This is a genomic window from Bradyrhizobium sp. AZCC 2176, assembly GCF_036924645.1.
Taxonomy (GTDB): domain Bacteria; phylum Pseudomonadota; class Alphaproteobacteria; order Rhizobiales; family Xanthobacteraceae; genus Bradyrhizobium.
Map to the genome: position 1 here is coordinate 4461926 of NZ_JAZHRX010000001.1, position 17231 is coordinate 4479156.

Below are 17231 nucleotides of genomic sequence, written 5' to 3' on the forward strand. Positions count from 1 at the left end.
TCCTAGTCAAAAACCGGATTGAACATTCTTGGATTCCAGCCGAAGTCTTCTCGCGCGGGGGTGGAATCGAACGCCATATCTTTCGTCATTCGGGTGCCCATTGCCGCGTTTGCGCCGGGAAAAAGTGGTTTTGCAATGATAAAGGCCGCCTTCCACCAGAAAGGCGATATTGAAATAGTACGCCGCGGCAGCCGCAGCCCGTCAAAAATTCGATCGATCATTTCGCGGTAAGTAAGAGTTTCACCGCCAGGCAAGGAATAGACCTTTCTGGCTGCGGCCGGACTGGATGCAGCGGAAATGGCTCCGATCGCCAGATCCTCCGCGTGCACCGGTTGCCGCAAGCCTCGCCCTCCGCCGACAATAGGCATAAAGCCAAATCTACGGATAAGCTTCGACAACGGCGTAATATTGCGATCTCGACCTTCGGCATAAATCAGCGTCGGACGCAATATCGTCCAACCAACATTGCTTTGATCACAAAGTGCGGCGATTTCTCGCTCTGCCTCAGCGAGTTTCTTCAGGGTCTCTCGCTCCGAGACGATTTCACTATCAATTTTTGTTATGACGCTGGTCGAACTGAAGACAACGACTCGCTTCAATAAGGGATTGAAAAGGTACGGAAGCGCCGTCGGCAACAGGATCGCGCTTGCTGTGCAGTATAGTGTCGCAAATGGGGGAAGCCGGAATGCCTCAGGATTCTTTAGGTCCCCCTGGAACCAGTCAACGCCAGCTCCGGCTTGCCGGGACCTGGAGATAGCAAGCGGTCGCTGTCCGCCGCGGACGAGGTGCTCAACGATATAACCACCCGTAATCCCGGTGGCGCCTATCACCAGGCTCTTCGCCTGTTTCGAATCTGTTTTCGCGTCCACCTAGCCTACTCGCTCTCGAACCCCAAAAATAACTGGGCGCAGGATGAGTTCTCGCATTCATAAAGCATCAGCGCCAGTATTCAAAGCGATGCAAATCAGTCGAGTCGTTCTCCAAAGGCACAGGAACGACTTATCGATGGCCGGCATCCGAAGGCTCGACGCCGCGTGGCGAAAGTTTCGGTGAGGGAATGCCTTGATAGGCTCCTGATCCATCGTGGACATACAAGATATTGAAAATGATAGCAGCTTCGGCTATCTGGTGTGCCGGCCGTGATTGTACAATTGTTGGGACAACGTACGATAACGGGATGGGTCGTCGGGCGCTCTTTGGCGCGAACCGCAAAGGGTGATGCGTGATCAAGTTTGGCTTGCTAGGCTGCGGACGCATTGCGAAACGCCACTCCGATCTCCTGGGGGGCGGCCACATCCCTGGAGCCGAGCTCGTTGCGGTCTGCGACGAGGTGCGTGAGCGCGCCGACGCCATTGCCGCGAAGTTTAACGTGCCGGCATTCTACGATATCGATGATTTTCTTGGCCGAAAGGATATCCAGGCGGTTTCGGTGCTGACACCCAGCGGCATGCATCCCGCTCATGTCATTGCCGCGGCCAAAGCGGGCAAGCACGTTATCGTCGAAAAGCCGATGGCTCTTCGTCTTGAAGACGCTGATGCTATGATACGTGCCTGCGACGCCGCGGCAGTTAAGCTGTTCGTCGTCAAGCAGAATCGATTCAATGTTCCCGTGGTCAAGGCGCGCGAGGCGCTTGACGCCGGTCGGTTCGGTCGCCTTGTGCTCGGTACTGTCAGAGTGCGCTGGTGTCGCGATCAAGCCTACTATGATCAAGATAAATGGCGTGGAACCTGGGCGTATGATGGTGGCGTTCTGGCCAATCAGGCCAGTCACCACATCGATATGCTGGAATGGTTTTTCGGTGACGTGGTCAGCGTACATGCCCGAGCGGCAACAGCGTTGGTGAATATCGAGACCGAAGATACTGCAGTGGCGACGCTTAAATTCAAGAATGGCGCACTCGGAATTATTGAAGCGACAACCGCGATCAGGCCCAAGGATCTCGAAGGCTCGTTGTCGATACTGGGAGAGAAGGGAGCTGTCGAAATTGCAGGCTTTGCCGTCAATAAAATCCGGCATTGGCATTTTACAGAAGAACTTGCGGCAGACAAAGACGTGATTGAGAAGTTTTCCGTCAATCCGCCAAACGTCTACGGCTTTGGTCATCAGGCGTATTACGAGCACGTCATCAAATGCCTCAACAACCAGAGCTCCGCACTCGTTGACGGTCTACAGGGTCGCAAAAGTCTCGAGCTGATATCCGCGTTGTATGAGTCAATTGAAACGGGCAAGGAAGTTTCGGTGAATTTCGTTCCGCAGTTGTGTCGCCTTGGGGAGCTGCCGTGAGTGACCCCGAGATTCGACACGTATGTGTGCGTGATGTGCAATTCGGCGCTCGCGTAAGCATCGTCGAGCCCTGCAATCTCTACGGCTGCGAAATTGGAGATGACTGTTTCATCGGTCCCTTCACCGAGGTCCAGAAAGGCGTACGCATCGGCGCACGCACGCGAGTTCAGTCTCATGCCTTCGTATGCGAGCTTGTTAATATCGGCGATGACTGTTTTATCGGTCACGGAGTGATGTTCATCAACGACACCTTTTCCACTGGGCGGCCGGCTGGTGGTCGCAAAGAGCTGTGGCGTTCTACAACTATCGGCAATCGCGTTTCCATTGGATCCGGCGCGACTATTCTCCCGGTCAGAATTTGCGACGATGTGGTAGTCGGTGCGGGTGCCGTCGTTACAAAGGACATCACAGCATCAGGATCTTACGTTGGAAATCCGGCGCGGCGTATGCAGGCGCTTCGGTAGCGCGTCATTATTGGATGTCTGAAAGAAAGTTCCTGCCGATGGCAGTACCCTACGCCGATCTTCATCTACAGTACGAAAGCATCAGGCCGGACATCGACGCCGCGATCGCAGCCGTCATTCGTGACAGTTCGTTCATTCGCGGGCCCCATGTGGACGCGTTCGAGAGCGCATTTGCGAACGCTGTTGATGCTCCTTACTGTGTGTCTTGCGCCAACGGCACTGATGCACTCTATATTGCCATGGCCGCGCTGAAGGTAAAATCGGGTGACGAGGTCATCACGACCGCACATTCGTGGATCAGCACTTCGGCCATGATTACTCATTCCGGTGCCACCGTGGTGTTTTGTGACACAGAGGCTCAGACTTTTACCATCGATCCCGCAGCAATTGAAAATGCCATCACTCCGCGTACGGTCGGAATCATTCCGGTCCATCTCTACGGCCAACCCGCCGACATGGGTGCCATCATGGCAATCGCTCGTAAGCATGGCTTGTGGGTGATCGAGGATTGTGCGCAAGCGCATTTGGCGCGGTACGAAGGCCAGCAGGTCGGCACTTTTGGTGATGCCGGGACATACTCGTTTTATCCAGGCAAGAACCTTGGGGCGATGGGTGATGCCGGTGCCATCGTCACCAGCCGCCCCGATCTCGCCGAAAGGATGGCGATGCTGGCGCGGCACGGCGGTCTTGTGAAGCATCAGCATCGGATAGAGGGAATTAACAGCCGTTTGGACGGTCTGCAGGCCGCAATTCTATCCGCGAAGCTGCCGCATCTGCCGCGCTGGACACGAGCTCGGCAGGCGGCTGCTGCGGTCTATGACAGCGGTCTCGGTCAGATTGAGGATGTCGTCGTGCCGCAGATCGCTCCTGGTCGTACACACGTCTATCACCTCTACACCATTCAGCATCGGCAACGTGATGAGCTTGCCGCTCATTTGAAGGCGAACGGCGTGCAGACCGCCGTCAACTATCCCATTGCGCTTCCGTTTCTGGAAGCCTATCGGCGTTTGGGGCTTCATCCCGAGCAGTTTCCGAATGCCTATCGGCATCAGAGCCGCATTCTGTCGTTGCCGATGTTTGCTGAAATCACGGCACAGCAGCAGAAGGCGGTAGTCGATCTCATCCGCGCCTTTGGTTAGTCATGCCCGTCTAGTTGATTTTTGGTGAGCGTTTTTCACTGACTGAGCAATCTTATCATGCTTCTTCATCAGGTAGCAGGCTAGTATGACATACTTCTAGCGGAAGGTAGCGATGCTTATAGCCAGCTATGTCGTCACAGCGTTGGCCATATGTGGAGCGGCGGTCTATCTCTGCTTAAGGCTTCGGTTGTTTCTGACCGCAACAGTCATGCTGCTGGCGTCATTGTTGCTGATCTATGGACCGGCTTATCTCAGCTTCGTATTATCATCAGGCGAAAAGGCGATGATAATCTACCGGCTGTCCGGCTCAATGGGAGGCAAGTCCGTTATTTTCAGCATCATCCAGGCCGCCTCGCCGGATTTCGATGCTACTCTTGTTGCGATGAATCTCTCGATGGCATTGATGTTCGCGGGTGTTATCGCGGGAATCGAGATTGTCGACCGCCTCGCACCAAATCGGATCGCGGCCATGCAATCTGCCCTGGCCGACTGGAGCGCGCAGCCATTGAAAGATAACGTCGGCGGCAGCCGAACATTGTTGATTGTTGTCGGCGGTCTCACGCTATTCCTGACATGGATATCCATCAAAGAGAACCATGTCGGGACCATCAAAGCGTTTCTGTCGATTGCCGGAGATGAAGCGGAAAGGGTCGCTTATCGACTAAATCACGGCGGCAGTCCGAATTATCTCTACCGCCTGATCTTGGGGGCGGTGGCACCGATGTTGGTTGTTTGGGGGTTTCTTTCGGGTTGGGTCAACCGTTCCTGGATGCTGCTTGTGGCAGCGAGTTTGCTTTTCTTCGCTGTCTTGATCGGAAAGTGTGAAACTCTGAGCAAGGCGCCCCCGGCGCTGTTTCTTGTTCAATTGATGTTGGCAGGTTTGCTTGTCTTTCGCAATAAACTGACCTGGCGCAGTGGAGTCGGTGTTTTGTTTGCGATCGTTTTGATATTTTACGTGATCGTCAGACTAACGATATCGGCCTATGACAATTTCGGTGTGCTGGGGTTTCTCTATTACCGGATGTTTGAGGTGCCGAGTGAATCGGTTCTGGAAACGTTCGGCACATTCCCCTCCCGATATCCTCACACATGGGGCGCCAATATTCGGCCACTGGCGATGATAATGGGAGTCGATTACACACCCGCATATACAATCGTGTCGCAGCTCTGGCACAACACCAAGGATGCAACCAGCAACGCGCTGTTTATTGCTGACGCCTGGATAGATTTTTCGTACGCCGGTGTCATCATCTTTAGCATGCTCGCGGGCGCCATTTGCCGTTCGATCGATGCAATTTATCTGGTGCATGGAAAAACGGTGCTCGGCATCGCAATAATGGCGGCGGCGTTCGTCGGTATCTTTGCGCTGCTGGTGAGCGCACTGAGTACTGCTATCTTTTCGAGCGGATTACTGCTCGCCCCACTCCTGGCCGGCGCCTTGGTCAAAGTGATCAGACTTCTCAATCGGATTGCGCGGTCGTCAAGGCCGGTCGGCAGTAGTTGATTTAAGCGACTTCGCCGGTACCATCAGCGACCGTCCGCGCAGCAGATCCAGCGCAACGTTCGTTAAGAGAATGCGAGGTATCCGATTTCACAGGGACGTCTTTGCTGGACAGACGAATGCGGGTCGGCACTACGATATCAACTTGTTCGGACGCCAGCCTGCTTGCCGAGAAGGCGACCCATGAGCTCATTGTAAGATCTCAGCGCAATCTGCTTTGTATACCGCGGAGCCACTGCGGCGGCTCGTCTACCTTTCTCGGGGGTCTCGCCGGCTGTCGAGGCGGCAAGCGTCACGGCCTGTGCAATCGAAGCGGGCATTTCGGGTTCCACCACCCAACCAAGATCATGTTCCTGAACGAGGATAGCGGCCTCCGCTTCCGGTTCTGAGCAAATGATGACCGGCCTCCCCACCGCAAGCAAATTGTAGAGCCGGCTAGGCACAGACACACCGGTATTCCTTTTTCGGTATGGGATCACCCAGACGTCAGCCGCCGACAGGAACATTTCAAGTTCTGTTTCGGGGACACGCTCGATTAGCGTCACATTGGATAGCGGCGAAGCGGCGTGCTTTTCCTTCAATTTGGTCCAGCCTACGCCCTCGCCAGAAAGCAAAAAATGAATGCCGACCTTGTCTCTCAATATTCGAGCGGCCTCGAAGACGGATTCCGGATCGTGGGTAAATCCCGCGTTGCCCGACATAGCCACCAAGAATTTGCCTCCGCAACGGCGGCGATAGGGATTGTCAGCGTCGATCTCCCGATAGCGCACGGGAAGCGTCGCCCAATTCGGGATGAATCTAATCTTTTCTTCAGTCATGCGGGGGTAGGTCATCAGTATCGAATTCATATCACGGCCGATTGTAACGATGGCGTTGAGCCCTTGAAACATCACCTTGTTTGCCCATCGCATCATTCTGGTCACCATGGAGGTGGGTCGTAAAAAGCCCGCCATGACCAGCGAATCCGGATAGAAATCGTAAATAATGAGCGCTACAGAAGCCCGGCGTAGTCGCGCCGCCAAAGTTACGGCATACGGCAATGTGAATGGAGTTGTGACACAAAGAACAGCATCTTCACGACGGCTGTGCTTGATGATGGAAAGAAAAACTTGCACGGCGAACGCGAGGGCGGCTAGCGCTCGTGAGACCAGGGCAGACTTCCCTGGCCACCAGCTTTTTATTTCGATGACAGTGGGTTCGTCAGGTTTCGGTGGCAGTTTTGAGCCGGAGTTCGGTGATCCCGACAGAACGACTACGTCGCTTTCCAGCGCAAGTGCTTTGGCAATGTCGGTCATGTAGCCCGACGTGGTGCTGGGAAAGGGTGCGTAGTGCTGAGTGACGAGAAGAATTCTTCCGGCCCGTGGCGACGCTTGGGCCGGAAATTTCGAGTTATACGGCGATCGATAAGTGCGATTTGAATGGTCTAGTACTCGCTGATCGTAGAGGGCCACGATGGCCTTGCCGATAATTTTTGCCGACAGCTTGTTGACGACGAATTCTCTCGCAGCCTGTCCGTAACGCGCTCGCAGCGGGGACGAGGTCGCAAGGCGCAAAATGGCGGCGGCCAATGCCGGCGGATCCTCGATCGGCACCAGGAGTCCTGTCTGTTCATTGATTACGATTTCGCGACAGCCCGGTGCATCTGTTGCGATCATAGCCCGGCCGCAGGCGGCCGCTTCTAAAAGGCTCATAGGCAAGCCCTCTCGGTGCGAGGGCAGCACAGCAAAATGACAGCGTCGCCAAAGTGAAACGATATTGTCGATGTGCCCGAGCCAGGTGAGTCCGGGCCGACGGCTCCATTCCTGAGCTTCCTCCAGTCGAACGGAGGCCGGGTTTGCCGGGTCGGGATTACCGGCAATGATCAAATTTATATCATGTCCCTGGTTTCGCAGAATGCCGTGAGCAGCTACCAGCGCTCTAATACCCTTATCGGTCAACAAGCGCCCGGCAAAACCTATCGTGATTGGACCATCGGGCTCCGGCAGCGGCTGTAAGACATCAGTATCAACACCCGAGCCGGGAATTAGAGTTATGCGCTTCCGATCTATTCCAAGAGACTCGAGGGCTGACTGATCATCCGGATTTTGAACGAGCACCAGGCTATGTTCGCTATTTAGAAGCCTTGGCAACAGCATTGCCATGCTCTGCTTAAGTAGCCACGTTCTCCAGGTCATCGATGTAAAGATATAGCCGAGCCCCGTTATCGCATTTACGAGGGAGGTTCCTGTCCCGTACGACGCGATCGAGCCATAGACGCAACATTGGAGACCGGAGTGGTGAACAATCAGCGGCTTGATTTTGTTTTCGACGCGTCGAAGCGCTGCGATGGTGGGAATTGCGGCAAGTGGTGATAGCCCACCGCGCCGGAAAGGGATTTTATGCAGAGTGAAGCCTTCCGCCTCGATAGCGTCGGCGCCCTTAGCGACACGCGTCGCGACATGCACCTCAAAGCCTGCTTCGCGTGCTGCCCGGGCCATCGGCAGCCGATTGAGCAAGAAGGCGAAGTCCTCGTTAACGACGTACAATATTCGTCGGCGCGGCACAGCGGTTTCCAAAGTCATTCAATTCACATCGATTGATTTGCCCTCGGAGCAATCCCGGGACTGTCTCAGCCGGTCGCCGTTTTTAGGCGGCATCGACCCTTGAACATGGGCTACAGAGCTCGAAATCTTCTATGAGTAATTCCTATTGCGCGCAAGCCGTTCGGCTGAAGCCACTCGCATCCGGCATTCGGATGGTCAATTTTTGCCGTGGATCGGGCGCTCGGTGACTCTCAGGGTACTGATTGGGACGATCCGACGATTGGTCGATCCGCGGTGGCTTCTGCAGTCCGTTTCAGAGCAACAATTCCAACCGTCAAGGCGAGGAAAAACTGCAGTATGTATGTATAGGCGAACGCGCCAGAAATTTCAGAGCTCACCAGGCTAAAAACATATATTGCGACCACGGATCTCTCCGCGGGAGAAAACGCAGACCAGCGGCGCAGCGACGTAATGATTGGCCAAAGCGTTAGCGTGCTGAACAGCAGCAACCCAACAATTCCCGATTCGTAAAGTAGTTCCAGGCCCATGTTGTGGGGATAATGCTTGGACCCTTCGGTAGGATGAAGGAGCCAATCCGGGGAACCGAATCCCGCATCGACTGGATACATTCCGATGCCCCGCCCGAATGGCAATCGATTCGGTTCGCTCACGATGCGGTACCAAGTCTGTTTCCAGATCGGCAAACGGAATCCGGGATTAGGGTCTTTGAGCTCTCGGATGGTCCGAGAGATCGCGTCAGGGGCCTTTGTGTCGACGTCGATTTGGTTCAGCTCTCGCTGAGAGAGAATCACGAATGCGAGCGTCGCAATCATGATCACGGCCCCGGCAGCCAGCAAGGTTATCTTCCTCGAATGCTGCCAGAGTGCCGCGAAACCCAGGAAGACGAGACCGCTCGCGAGCGCGACCAAGGCGGTTCGGGCGGCAATGTGAAACAGAAACAGCAGCGCAACCGGCAGTATGCTCGCCGCCAGTATCCTTGTGACGCGATGCGATGCCAATCCAAGTGCTGCGATGGCGGCGACGCCGAGCATGAAGCCGATATTCTGATGGAAGGTAATGTAGATTGCAGGTACGCCAATTCCAAAGATGTCGTCGATATTGCCGCCAGCCGTGATGCCTCCAAACCGCAGCGCATGCAGGGCAAGCATCGCCGTATAGACTGACGCCATACCCACGAGCGTCAGCAGAACCATCTTCAGCGCTGGAGCTGCAGCTAAGCCGAAAACCAGCATTATCCCATGGATGATTACGATGCCCAAAAGATGCGTCGCCGGTACTGCGTCGCGCGAATACGCCAGGAAGGCGACGACGACAACCGCGTAGAACAGCGCGGCCACCAGCAGGACGTCACGGACACGGCTGGCACTGTCGATAATCGAGCGCCAACTCACGGCAACCAGAACCAGTCCGACTGCAACGGAAGCTGCAAAAATCGCTGTGGAGCCGATCAGATAGAATGGCACAAAAGTCTTCGCGAGGACCGCCAAGGTTGCCGCGATTGATGTCCAAGTGGCGAGGGCTTGCGTTTTATGTTCGACTTGCATGCTTTTCTATCGGTCCGCCGCACGAGGCGAAGACCGCTTCGTCCAATGATTCCTGATTGTAGGGCTTATGCCGAATTGGGATGCGGACGAACAGGCCAAAGTTCCTGGAGTATCTGGGTAGGAAGTTCTCTGCTGAGCCCACGGAGCGAGCCAATAGTGGTACAACGACCAGAGATCATCTGAGGTCATTTTGCTTGTCTGCCATCTTCAACGTTTTTTTCCAATAGCACACCAGTAGGGCGCCTCGTTCGAAAAGCGAATCTCGTCAAACCCTGCGGCAGTCAGCATCCGTTCGATTTGGTGTCGCGTGAACCGCTGCTCGAGTTTGGTACAAAATCGGTCGTAGGCATCGGTGCGCATTACATAAAAACTGCGATCTCGATAAAATGCGAGCGGGATGGCGGCAGAGGATAAACCGGCGCGTTCGACCGCTGCTGCGAAGCGCGCTAACGGCCAATAGGCAACAACCGCGATGACCTGGCTGATCACGAGTCGCAACCTCGGTGGCAACCGCGAAATGATCACACGGAAGATGTTGCTGAACCGCCAGATCGCACGATACCACCATGGACGGTTGTCGAGAGCATAATAAAGATAGACTAAGAACGGCGCGCCAACTTTCAGCTTGGTTGCAATAGCGTGTATCGCGGCCATTGTGTCCGGCACATGATGCAGAACACCCAATGAGAAAGCGAAGTCGAGGGAGTTATCATCTACTGGAATATCGTCGACGGTTGCGAGATGAAAACTGACGTTGGCAATCTCGGCGAGATTCTCTCGAGCAACGGCGAGAGCGTCCGCGCTTGCATCGAGGAGATAAAGATGGCCGACTCTCGGCGCTACCATCAGTGCCCAACGGCCGCTGCCGCAGCCGACGTCGATTCCAACCGGATCGGGCGGCAACTTATCCCATGGAAAAATATGGAAGTAAGACTGGAACACCGCTTCACGGTCCACCGGCGAAAATTCGTCCTCGCTCTGTCGGAATGTCGACCATTCGTGACCGAATCCGGCCGTAACATCAGGATCAATATTCTGGTCACGATGGTTCATCGAATACCATATTGAGGCCGCTTCAACGGTTATGCCGATCCGAATCGCTTTGCGCAAATGAATTCATATCGAAACTCACGCTCTCCGGCTCGGACGAAGGCTATTCTCGCATCTGGGCAACGAGTTCAGAAGCAGCGAGTCGCGAAACGATATAGCTGCCACCGCTGCTGCTTAAAACTATGGGTGGGCCCGACGTTATCGCTCCTGGTCCCTGCAACGAGGCGCAGCTTTTGCGAGCTATTTAGGTACGAACATCAGATTTGCCGTTCGTCCGGCCTTGGCATCGTCCGCGTAATTATCGACGTTGTATTCTGCTGGCGTATACTCTCTGAAACTGAGTTGGTACCCTAGATCGCTCATCGTCTCGATCAGATCGTCGAAACCGAACACCCATTGAGCGACTTCTAATCCGGCGCCCATGTTGCTTTGACACCTCACGAACGATTCGCCAAAATAGACTGGGTGGTGACAGAGCAAGATAGCTTCCGGTTGGTAGGCGGCGAATTTCTTAAGACCGTGGCGGAAATCATCAAGGTATTGAATGGCGCTGTAAGCATAAACAATATCAAACCGCTCGGTCTCTGCGGGCAGCTCGGATGTGAATGCGATATTCTCGCTTTCCCAGATTGACCTTCCGGCCGCGCATGTTCCGGCCGTGTCGACGACCATGTAAGACACGTCTTTGGGAATGCCGCCAAGGGAAGCGGACAGATTTCCGAAGTCCAGCCCGGCCGCCCCTCCGAAGTCGAGAATGCGAACTGGTCCCTTAAGGCTCGCAACCAGGATCGGCAGCAAATTCTTCGAATGCGGCATCACCGATGGAATTTTCGTTCCGATCTGATCTCGGGCTCGTTTCGCAGCGAACTTCGAAGATTCGGACCAGCCCTGATCACTATATCCGGGCGTTTGCTTGATCATCCCGAAATCTGGATAAACGCCTTGGAAAGGCGGTTTCCGGCTCGCATAGGAAGTTCGCGCATAGGCTACAGTCCTGCGGAGGTGCCAGGGGAGCAGGCGTTTCAATAGGCTCTTCATGTGCGGTAATTTATCATCCCGACCTGTTCGCGATAATACTTCACGGGTTGGGCCAAATCTACACCGAAGGTTTCCAGTGCTCGTTCATCTCCTCGCCCCAGGAAGCCGGGGATGCGCCATCTGGCTCAATACCAGCAGCGGTTACAGCCCGGAAGTCTATCCCGTCAGACCTGCTCGGGCCTTCGGAGCGTCACGACGTTTAGCCGGATTCCGGGAGGCGTGAGAGCGTGTTAAATCGACCGCCGCGCGACGTATTCACTGCAATACGATGCGAACAGACCAAATGTTTGCCGATCCTTGCCGATTTGCTGAGTTTGCCAACCGGCATTTCTCAGAAATGAAATGACGTCATCAGGCGTCGCTGATTCATAAGGATAGCCGCCAAGCCAATCGTGGACGTCGTGGCTCCATGACATGCCCCGCGTATTGTACTGCGCGACATAGGCGGCTGGATTTTGGCCGGTGACGATCTTCCCGACAAAGAAAGCGGCCTTATAACCGCTGCTGATAATACTCTGGACCGCTTTTGGAGACGACGAATAAATCCTCTTCTCTAGCTTCCACGCAGGGCAGCATGTGGTTGATCGATAGAGAGCCAACGCGAAGATACCCCTTGGCGCGACCATCGAAGATGCCTTGCTGATTGCGCCCCACATGTCGCCCGTATGATGGAGAACGCCCCACGAGTGAACGATAGGGTAGGTACCATCGGTCTCCGGGGCGAGGTCGAAGACGCTCTTGCGTTCGACTGAATACCGCGAGCCTTGAGCGAAATGGTCAAGTACCTTCCGTGCAGTGTTAACCGAATCCGGGTCGATGTCGATGCCCCTGACTTCACTCGCGCCAAGTCGAAGGGCTGCGAGCATTGACAGGCCGGACCCGCAACCTATGTCCATAAACGGCTTCCCGGCTATCTCGTCGTTTGGAAACAGGCGGCGCAATCCGGCCTGGGCAAGTGAAATTCTCTCTTCCGCAATCAGGGAAGAAAAAGAATTCCAGTTCTTACCAAATTCAAACATCTAGTGTCCTTGTTCGATGCTCTGTTCGTCGTCGAACGTTGCCGTCGCCAGATGCAATGACGGCTTTCGATTGGCTTATGAAGTTCTCGCGAACTCAAATACGTTTCGGCAGAGGTGCCACAGAGGCAGCGGTTCAATGGCCCTTTTTTAAGCCGGTAGTGACCAATGAGCGGATGCGGGCAGCAGCGCCAAACCTCAGATGGAGCAGTGCCTCGTCCAAACTGAACTGATCTTCAAGCAAAAGGCTGACCGACAAGGCCGGTGAAGCGGTTGGAGGAGGTACCGCAGTCTAACTACGACTCACTGGATAGTGAAGTGGCCGAAATGCAGATTGGCCAAATGGTCCCGCACTGGTGCGTCCGGCACCGTGCCTACAAGACTCGAACAAAGCCCGCGCCGCCTGACGTGAAAGCTTGGACTTGATTATGGACAGCAATCTCGGAGATTTCGGAGTTCCCGATTCTGCCGAAGCCTGTTCGTGGGCATGAGACGGCCCTTACGACCTTGACCGCAAGCATCCATCGCAAGCCGTTCTGCGGTACGCGACGCAAGTCCTCTCATGCTATCAAAACCTGCCTCTCGCTAAAAGATCATCAAATCAATAGCTTAATGACGTTCATCATGTGAACGACAGGCTTGACGTTCATGCCGTGAACGCGCTAAAGCTTTTTTTCTCAAAGCGGGCGGGTGGCGATGGATCGTTTGGCGGATACGGCGCATGAGAACGAGCGGATTGTTCTTGGTCTGTTGAATTCAGTCGCGCATGACGGAGGCAAGTCCCAACGTCATATCGCTGCCGAACTCGGAATCGCGCTGGGCCTCGTTAACGCTTACCTCAAGCGCAGCATCAAGAAAGGTTTGGTGAAAGTCAGCCAGGCTCCTGCGCGCCGCTACGCCTACTATCTGACCCCGAAAGGATTCTCGGAAAAGTCGCGGCTGACGGTGGAATACCTTTCATTATCCTTTTCGTTCTTCAGGCAGGCAAAATTCGACTGCATGCGCCTGTTCGATGTTGCGAAAGCACAAGGGTTGAGACGGATCGTGCTGTCTGGAAAGTCGGATCTTTCCGATATCGCTATCCTTTGTGCGGTGGAAAGCGGCATTACGATCGTCGCTTTGGTTGACGCATTCACTGATCAGAGCAAGTTGATTGGTGTGCCGGTTGTGCCGTCCTTTGAAACAATCGAGGGACCGTTCGATGCGGTCATTGTGACCGACGTCGCGCACTCGCGCGAAGCGTTTGACGATGCCGTCCGGCGCGTTGGCCGGGCTCGTGTGCTGGTGCCGACGCTGCTCGGTCTCCCGGTGGACGGTTCGGACGGAGCTGTGGCATGACGTCGACTCCCGGAACATCCGTGGCGTCCACACGCTGGTTTGTTGTGCAGACGCAAGCGCGCTCCGAAATCACGGCATCGCAGCATCTCGAGCGACAAGGCTTCGAAACCTATCTGCCGCGTTATCTTAAGCGCCGCCGTCATGCACGCAGGATCGATACAGTGGCGATGCCGTTGTTTCCGCGATATCTGTTTGTGTCCGTTGACATGCGATCGCAGCGCTGGCGTTCGGTTCAATCGACCGTTGGAGTCTCGCGCCTTATCACGAACGGCGGGGAGCCTCTGGCGATGGTCGAGAGTGTGATCGATGCCTTGCGCCGCCGCGAGGACGCCAGCGGCTTCATTCAGTTCGATCCGGCGCCGTCGTTTTCGGTCGGTGACAGGATACGCGTAACATCGGGCGCCTTTGCTGATACGCTAGGCCTGTTCGAAGGGTGTGACGATCGTGCCCGGGTGGCGGTTTTGCTCAATCTGCTCGGGCGAAAGGTCCGCGTCATGCTCGACTTGGAAATGGTAGTTGCCGCCTGACCAATGGTCGGTAACGAGGTTTTCACGGCATAGGCGGAGTAAATTGTGTTTCTATGTTCGGTGACTATCGAGTCACCCGAACTGCGGTAGCTTGGTGTTTCGCAGCTATAACCGGCACGGCAATAGCCTTAAGGAAGAATAGATGTTTGATCGCGTGGAATTCGATAGACAAAACCTGACGCGTGCGGCGGAGATGTCTCGTGATGACGGCTTGCGAAAGCGTGCGCTTGACCTGGTTATCGAGTCTGACAAATACGGATACGGCTATCAATGGACGTGGCTCGGACTGCCGATCATTCAGCTTCCGCAGGACATCGTCGCGACACAGGAAATCATCTGGAAATCGAAACCCGATGTTATCATTGAAACGGGTATCGCCTGGGGCGGTTCAGTTGCATTGTATGCGTCGCTTCTTCAATTGATCGGCAAAGGCAAGGTTGTAGCCGTCGACCTCAATCTGATGGATCATGTCTCCGATCAAATCATGAGTTACCCGTTTTCGGATCGCATTCACCTGTACAAGGGCTCGTCGACCGATCCTCAAATTGTAAGCAAGGTTCAGACGCATATCGAGCCCGGACAGTCCGTCATGGTGTTGCTCGACTCAAATCACACCCATCAGCACGTTTTGGAAGAATTGCGCATCTACGCTCCTCTTGTCACCAAAGGTCAGTACGTCGTTGTCTCTGATACGGTGGTAGAAGATATTCCCGCGCAGACGCACCGTACCCGCCCCTGGGGTCCGGGCGATAATCCGAAGACCGCCCTCCATGCCTACCTCAAGGAGAGCAAGAGGTTTGAAATCGACCAGGAGATCAATCGAAAGCTCTTGCTGACCTATACGCCTGACGGCTATGCCCGGTGCGTCGAGTAACGCAGTATCTCAAGCTTGAGCTTCAGATGATTTCAGATACAAGTTCTTCTCGTTGGCGACCGCTCGTTCCAGAGCGTCGTCAAATCATCATGTGGGGTGCGTCGGACCAAGGGCGCGTAAACTATCATATTCTGAAGTCGCTCGATTGCCATGTCGTAGCCTTGGTCGATGACACGCCGGATCTCGTTTCGCCGATAGAAGACATACCGTTATTGCGCGGATGGGAGGGTCTCGAAGGCTGGATTTCCGACAAAGAAATTTCTCTGTTCGGGTTCGTTGTTGCAATCGGAAATCCATGGGGCCATGTGCGATGCAGTCTTCATCACAAACTTGAAAAAATCGGTATGTCGCCGGTTTCGTTTGCAGATGGGACGGCACTTGTATGCGGCACGGCAAAATTGGAAGGTGCGTTGCAAGTCATGCCCCGCGCCATTATTCACAATGATGTCTCCCTGGCTCGGGAATGTATTGTTAATACGGCAGCAATCGTCGAACACGATTGTGTTCTGGAGGAAGGCGTGGAGATTGGTCCCGGCGCGCTCCTTTGTGGGCGTGTGCATGTAGGAGCAAACACCTGGATCGGCGCCGGTGCCATAGTAAGACCGCGGGTGCGGATTGGAAGAAACGCGATTGTCGGAGCAGGTGCCGTTGTGGTGTCGGACGTGTCCGATGGCAAAGTGGTGGTTGGCGTACCAGCCCGGGCGGTTAATGAAAAATCGACACCGGCCGGGCGAGCAAATGCGTGATTCTGATCCAGGTAGCTTTGTGCAGATAAAAAGAGATAGCAATTGATGTCTGACATTCAGATGGCAGGGCCATGGATCACCGAGCATGAAGAGAAAATCGTGCTCGATGCGTTACGCAACGGCTGGTATGGCAAGCAGGCTTATTGCTATGTCGAGAAGCTGGAAGCGGAGTTCGCGAGCTATCACGACCGCAAGCGAGCGTTGATGACGCCGAATTGCACGACGGCGCTGCATCTGCTGCTCGCTGGCCTTGGAGTCGGCGAGGGCGACGAGGTTATTGCGCCGGATTGCACATGGATCGGCTCAGTTGCCGCGATCACGTATCAGCGCGCGACGACCATATTTGCGGATATCGATCCGATACACTGGTGTCTGACAGCCGAAAGTATTGAGAGGGCGATCACGCCGCGTACCAAGGCCGTCATTGTCGTCGATCTGTATGGAAATATGCCCGACTGGAATCCCATCATTGAGCTTTGCAAGCGCCGTGGGATCACGGTGATTGAGGACGCCGCGGAGGCTCTGGGTTCATCCTACCGGGGTGTGAGGGCCGGGAAATTCGGGGTCGCATCTACCTTCAGCTTTCATCGAACCAAGACCATAACCACCGGCGAAGGTGGGATGTTGCTGATCGACGACGACACGTTGTTCGAGCGGTGTAAATTTCTCCGGGACCACGGTCGAGCTCCGGGCACCTATTTCAATACCGAGGTGACTTTTAAATATATGCCTTCGAACCTTCAGGCCTCGCTGGGATATGCACAGTTTCAGCGGCTGGATGAACTGGTTGAGAGGAAACGGTCAATCTGGAAGGGTTATGGAGAGCGATTCTCGGACATTCCGGGCATTCAGCTCAATCCGGAGCCGGTCGAAGTTCGGAACGGCGTTTGGAACACCGCGCTGATCTTTGGCAAATCGCTTGGTATGACTCGCGACATGGCATTGACGGAAATGCCGAAGCTGGGGCTTCCGGTAAGGCCGTTCTTTTATCCGCTGAGTAGTTTGCCGGCATTTCCCGAACGGGAGGCAGAAGGCCGGCGAAAGAATCCCGTCGCCTATGACGTTTCAGAGCGCGGCATCAATCTTCCCAGCGCTCTCAATCTAACTGAATCCGATCTCGATGCCGTGAGCGGCGGTATCCGCCAGCTGCTCGGTTTTAAATAGTCT

At 54.8% G+C, this 17231-nt stretch carries 15 protein-coding genes and 1 pseudogene; 9 read left to right on the forward strand and 7 right to left on the reverse strand.

The window, feature by feature from the left end; translation table 11 throughout:
- Positions 1–2 precede the first annotated feature (2 nt).
- Complete coding sequence (locus tag V1288_RS21015) at positions 3–869, reverse strand: NAD-dependent epimerase/dehydratase family protein (protein ID WP_334358857.1); 867 nt, start codon at positions 867–869, stop codon at positions 3–5.
- A 353-nt stretch (positions 870–1222) separates the two neighbouring features.
- Between V1288_RS21015 and V1288_RS21020 the strand changes: the two genes are divergently transcribed.
- The 4 genes from V1288_RS21020 (at position 1223) to V1288_RS21035 (ending at position 5391) form a co-directional block, all read left to right on the forward strand.
- Positions 1223–2284, forward strand: coding sequence for a Gfo/Idh/MocA family protein (locus V1288_RS21020; protein WP_334358858.1), 1062 nt, complete (start codon positions 1223–1225; stop codon positions 2282–2284).
- Positions 2281–2748 (forward strand): acyltransferase, encoded by a 468-nt coding sequence (locus tag V1288_RS21025; RefSeq protein ID WP_334358859.1) that lies wholly within the window; start codon positions 2281–2283, stop codon positions 2746–2748. The genes V1288_RS21020 and V1288_RS21025 overlap by 4 nt, the downstream gene beginning before the upstream one ends.
- A 38-nt stretch (positions 2749–2786) precedes the next feature.
- The gene (locus V1288_RS21030) at positions 2787–3887 is read left to right on the forward strand and encodes a DegT/DnrJ/EryC1/StrS family aminotransferase (RefSeq protein WP_334358860.1); all 1101 of its coding nucleotides are present in this window, start codon (positions 2787–2789) and stop codon (positions 3885–3887) included.
- Between the two features lie 112 nt (positions 3888–3999).
- Complete coding sequence (locus tag V1288_RS21035; protein WP_334358861.1) at positions 4000–5391, forward strand: hypothetical protein; 1392 nt, start codon at positions 4000–4002, stop codon at positions 5389–5391.
- A 137-nt stretch (positions 5392–5528) separates the two neighbouring features.
- On the opposite strand, the gene V1288_RS34105 is transcribed toward V1288_RS21035, so the two are convergent.
- The 6 genes and pseudogenes from V1288_RS34105 to V1288_RS21060 form a co-directional block, all read right to left on the reverse strand.
- Positions 5529–6683, reverse strand: coding sequence for a glycosyltransferase family 4 protein (locus V1288_RS34105; RefSeq protein ID WP_442894039.1), 1155 nt, complete (start codon positions 6681–6683; stop codon positions 5529–5531).
- Between the two features lie 138 nt (positions 6684–6821).
- Positions 6822–7949 (reverse strand): annotated as a pseudogene (locus V1288_RS34110) (glycosyltransferase family 4 protein); the annotation flags it as partial.
- Positions 7950–8161: 212 nt separating this feature from the next.
- Positions 8162–9475, reverse strand: a complete 1314-nt coding sequence (locus V1288_RS21045; protein WP_334358863.1) for an O-antigen ligase family protein — start codon at positions 9473–9475, stop codon at positions 8162–8164.
- A 207-nt stretch (positions 9476–9682) separates the two neighbouring features.
- Positions 9683–10585: a class I SAM-dependent methyltransferase gene (locus V1288_RS21050; protein WP_334358864.1), complete on the reverse strand. Its 903-nt coding sequence runs from the start codon at positions 10583–10585 to the stop codon at positions 9683–9685.
- A 180-nt stretch (positions 10586–10765) separates the two neighbouring features.
- A complete protein-coding gene (locus V1288_RS21055) occupies positions 10766–11551 on the reverse strand; it encodes a methyltransferase, TIGR04325 family (protein ID WP_334358865.1) in 786 nt (261 codons plus the stop codon).
- A 242-nt stretch (positions 11552–11793) separates the two neighbouring features.
- Positions 11794–12582, reverse strand: a complete 789-nt coding sequence (locus V1288_RS21060; RefSeq protein ID WP_334358866.1) for a class I SAM-dependent methyltransferase — start codon at positions 12580–12582, stop codon at positions 11794–11796.
- 693 nt (positions 12583–13275) lie between these two features.
- Between V1288_RS21060 and V1288_RS21065 the strand changes: the two genes are divergently transcribed.
- The 5 genes from V1288_RS21065 to V1288_RS21085 all read left to right on the forward strand — a co-directional run bounded on the left by V1288_RS21065 (position 13276) and on the right by V1288_RS21085 (position 17228).
- Positions 13276–13917, forward strand: a complete 642-nt coding sequence (locus tag V1288_RS21065) for a winged helix-turn-helix transcriptional regulator (RefSeq protein ID WP_334358867.1) — start codon at positions 13276–13278, stop codon at positions 13915–13917.
- Complete coding sequence (gene nusG / locus V1288_RS21070) at positions 13914–14444, forward strand: transcription termination/antitermination protein NusG (protein ID WP_334358868.1); 531 nt, start codon at positions 13914–13916, stop codon at positions 14442–14444. Before V1288_RS21065 ends, nusG begins: the two co-directional genes overlap by 4 nt.
- A gap of 142 nt (positions 14445–14586) precedes the next feature.
- Entirely contained in the window at positions 14587–15318 is a 732-nt protein-coding gene (locus V1288_RS21075; protein WP_334358869.1) for a cephalosporin hydroxylase family protein, read from the forward strand.
- A gap of 26 nt (positions 15319–15344) precedes the next feature.
- Positions 15345–16064 carry a NeuD/PglB/VioB family sugar acetyltransferase gene (locus V1288_RS21080; RefSeq protein ID WP_334358870.1) on the forward strand — a complete coding sequence of 240 codons (720 nt, stop codon included), beginning with the start codon at positions 15345–15347 and terminating at the stop codon, positions 16062–16064.
- Positions 16065–16109: 45 nt separating this feature from the next.
- Positions 16110–17228: a DegT/DnrJ/EryC1/StrS family aminotransferase gene (locus tag V1288_RS21085; RefSeq protein WP_334358871.1), complete on the forward strand. Its 1119-nt coding sequence runs from the start codon at positions 16110–16112 to the stop codon at positions 17226–17228.
- The last annotated feature ends 3 nt before the right edge of the window (positions 17229–17231 follow it).

Coding starts and splice junctions, on each gene's coding strand:
- V1288_RS21035 (WP_334358861.1), top strand. CDS start 4,000: ATGCTTATAGCCAGCTATGTCGTCACAGCGTTGGCCATATGTGGAGCG.
- V1288_RS21060 (WP_334358866.1), bottom strand. CDS start 12,582: ATGTTTGAATTTGGTAAGAACTGGAATTCTTTTTCTTCCCTGATTGCG.
- V1288_RS34105 (WP_442894039.1), bottom strand. CDS start 6,683: ATGACCGACATTGCCAAAGCACTTGCGCTGGAAAGCGACGTAGTCGTT.
- V1288_RS21085 (WP_334358871.1), top strand. CDS start 16,110: ATGTCTGACATTCAGATGGCAGGGCCATGGATCACCGAGCATGAAGAG.
- V1288_RS21080 (WP_334358870.1), top strand. CDS start 15,345: ATGATTTCAGATACAAGTTCTTCTCGTTGGCGACCGCTCGTTCCAGAG.
- nusG (WP_334358868.1), top strand. CDS start 13,914: ATGACGTCGACTCCCGGAACATCCGTGGCGTCCACACGCTGGTTTGTT.
- V1288_RS21075 (WP_334358869.1), top strand. CDS start 14,587: ATGTTTGATCGCGTGGAATTCGATAGACAAAACCTGACGCGTGCGGCG.
- V1288_RS21065 (WP_334358867.1), top strand. CDS start 13,276: ATGGATCGTTTGGCGGATACGGCGCATGAGAACGAGCGGATTGTTCTT.
- V1288_RS21030 (WP_334358860.1), top strand. CDS start 2,787: ATGGCAGTACCCTACGCCGATCTTCATCTACAGTACGAAAGCATCAGG.
- V1288_RS21045 (WP_334358863.1), bottom strand. CDS start 9,475: ATGCAAGTCGAACATAAAACGCAAGCCCTCGCCACTTGGACATCAATC.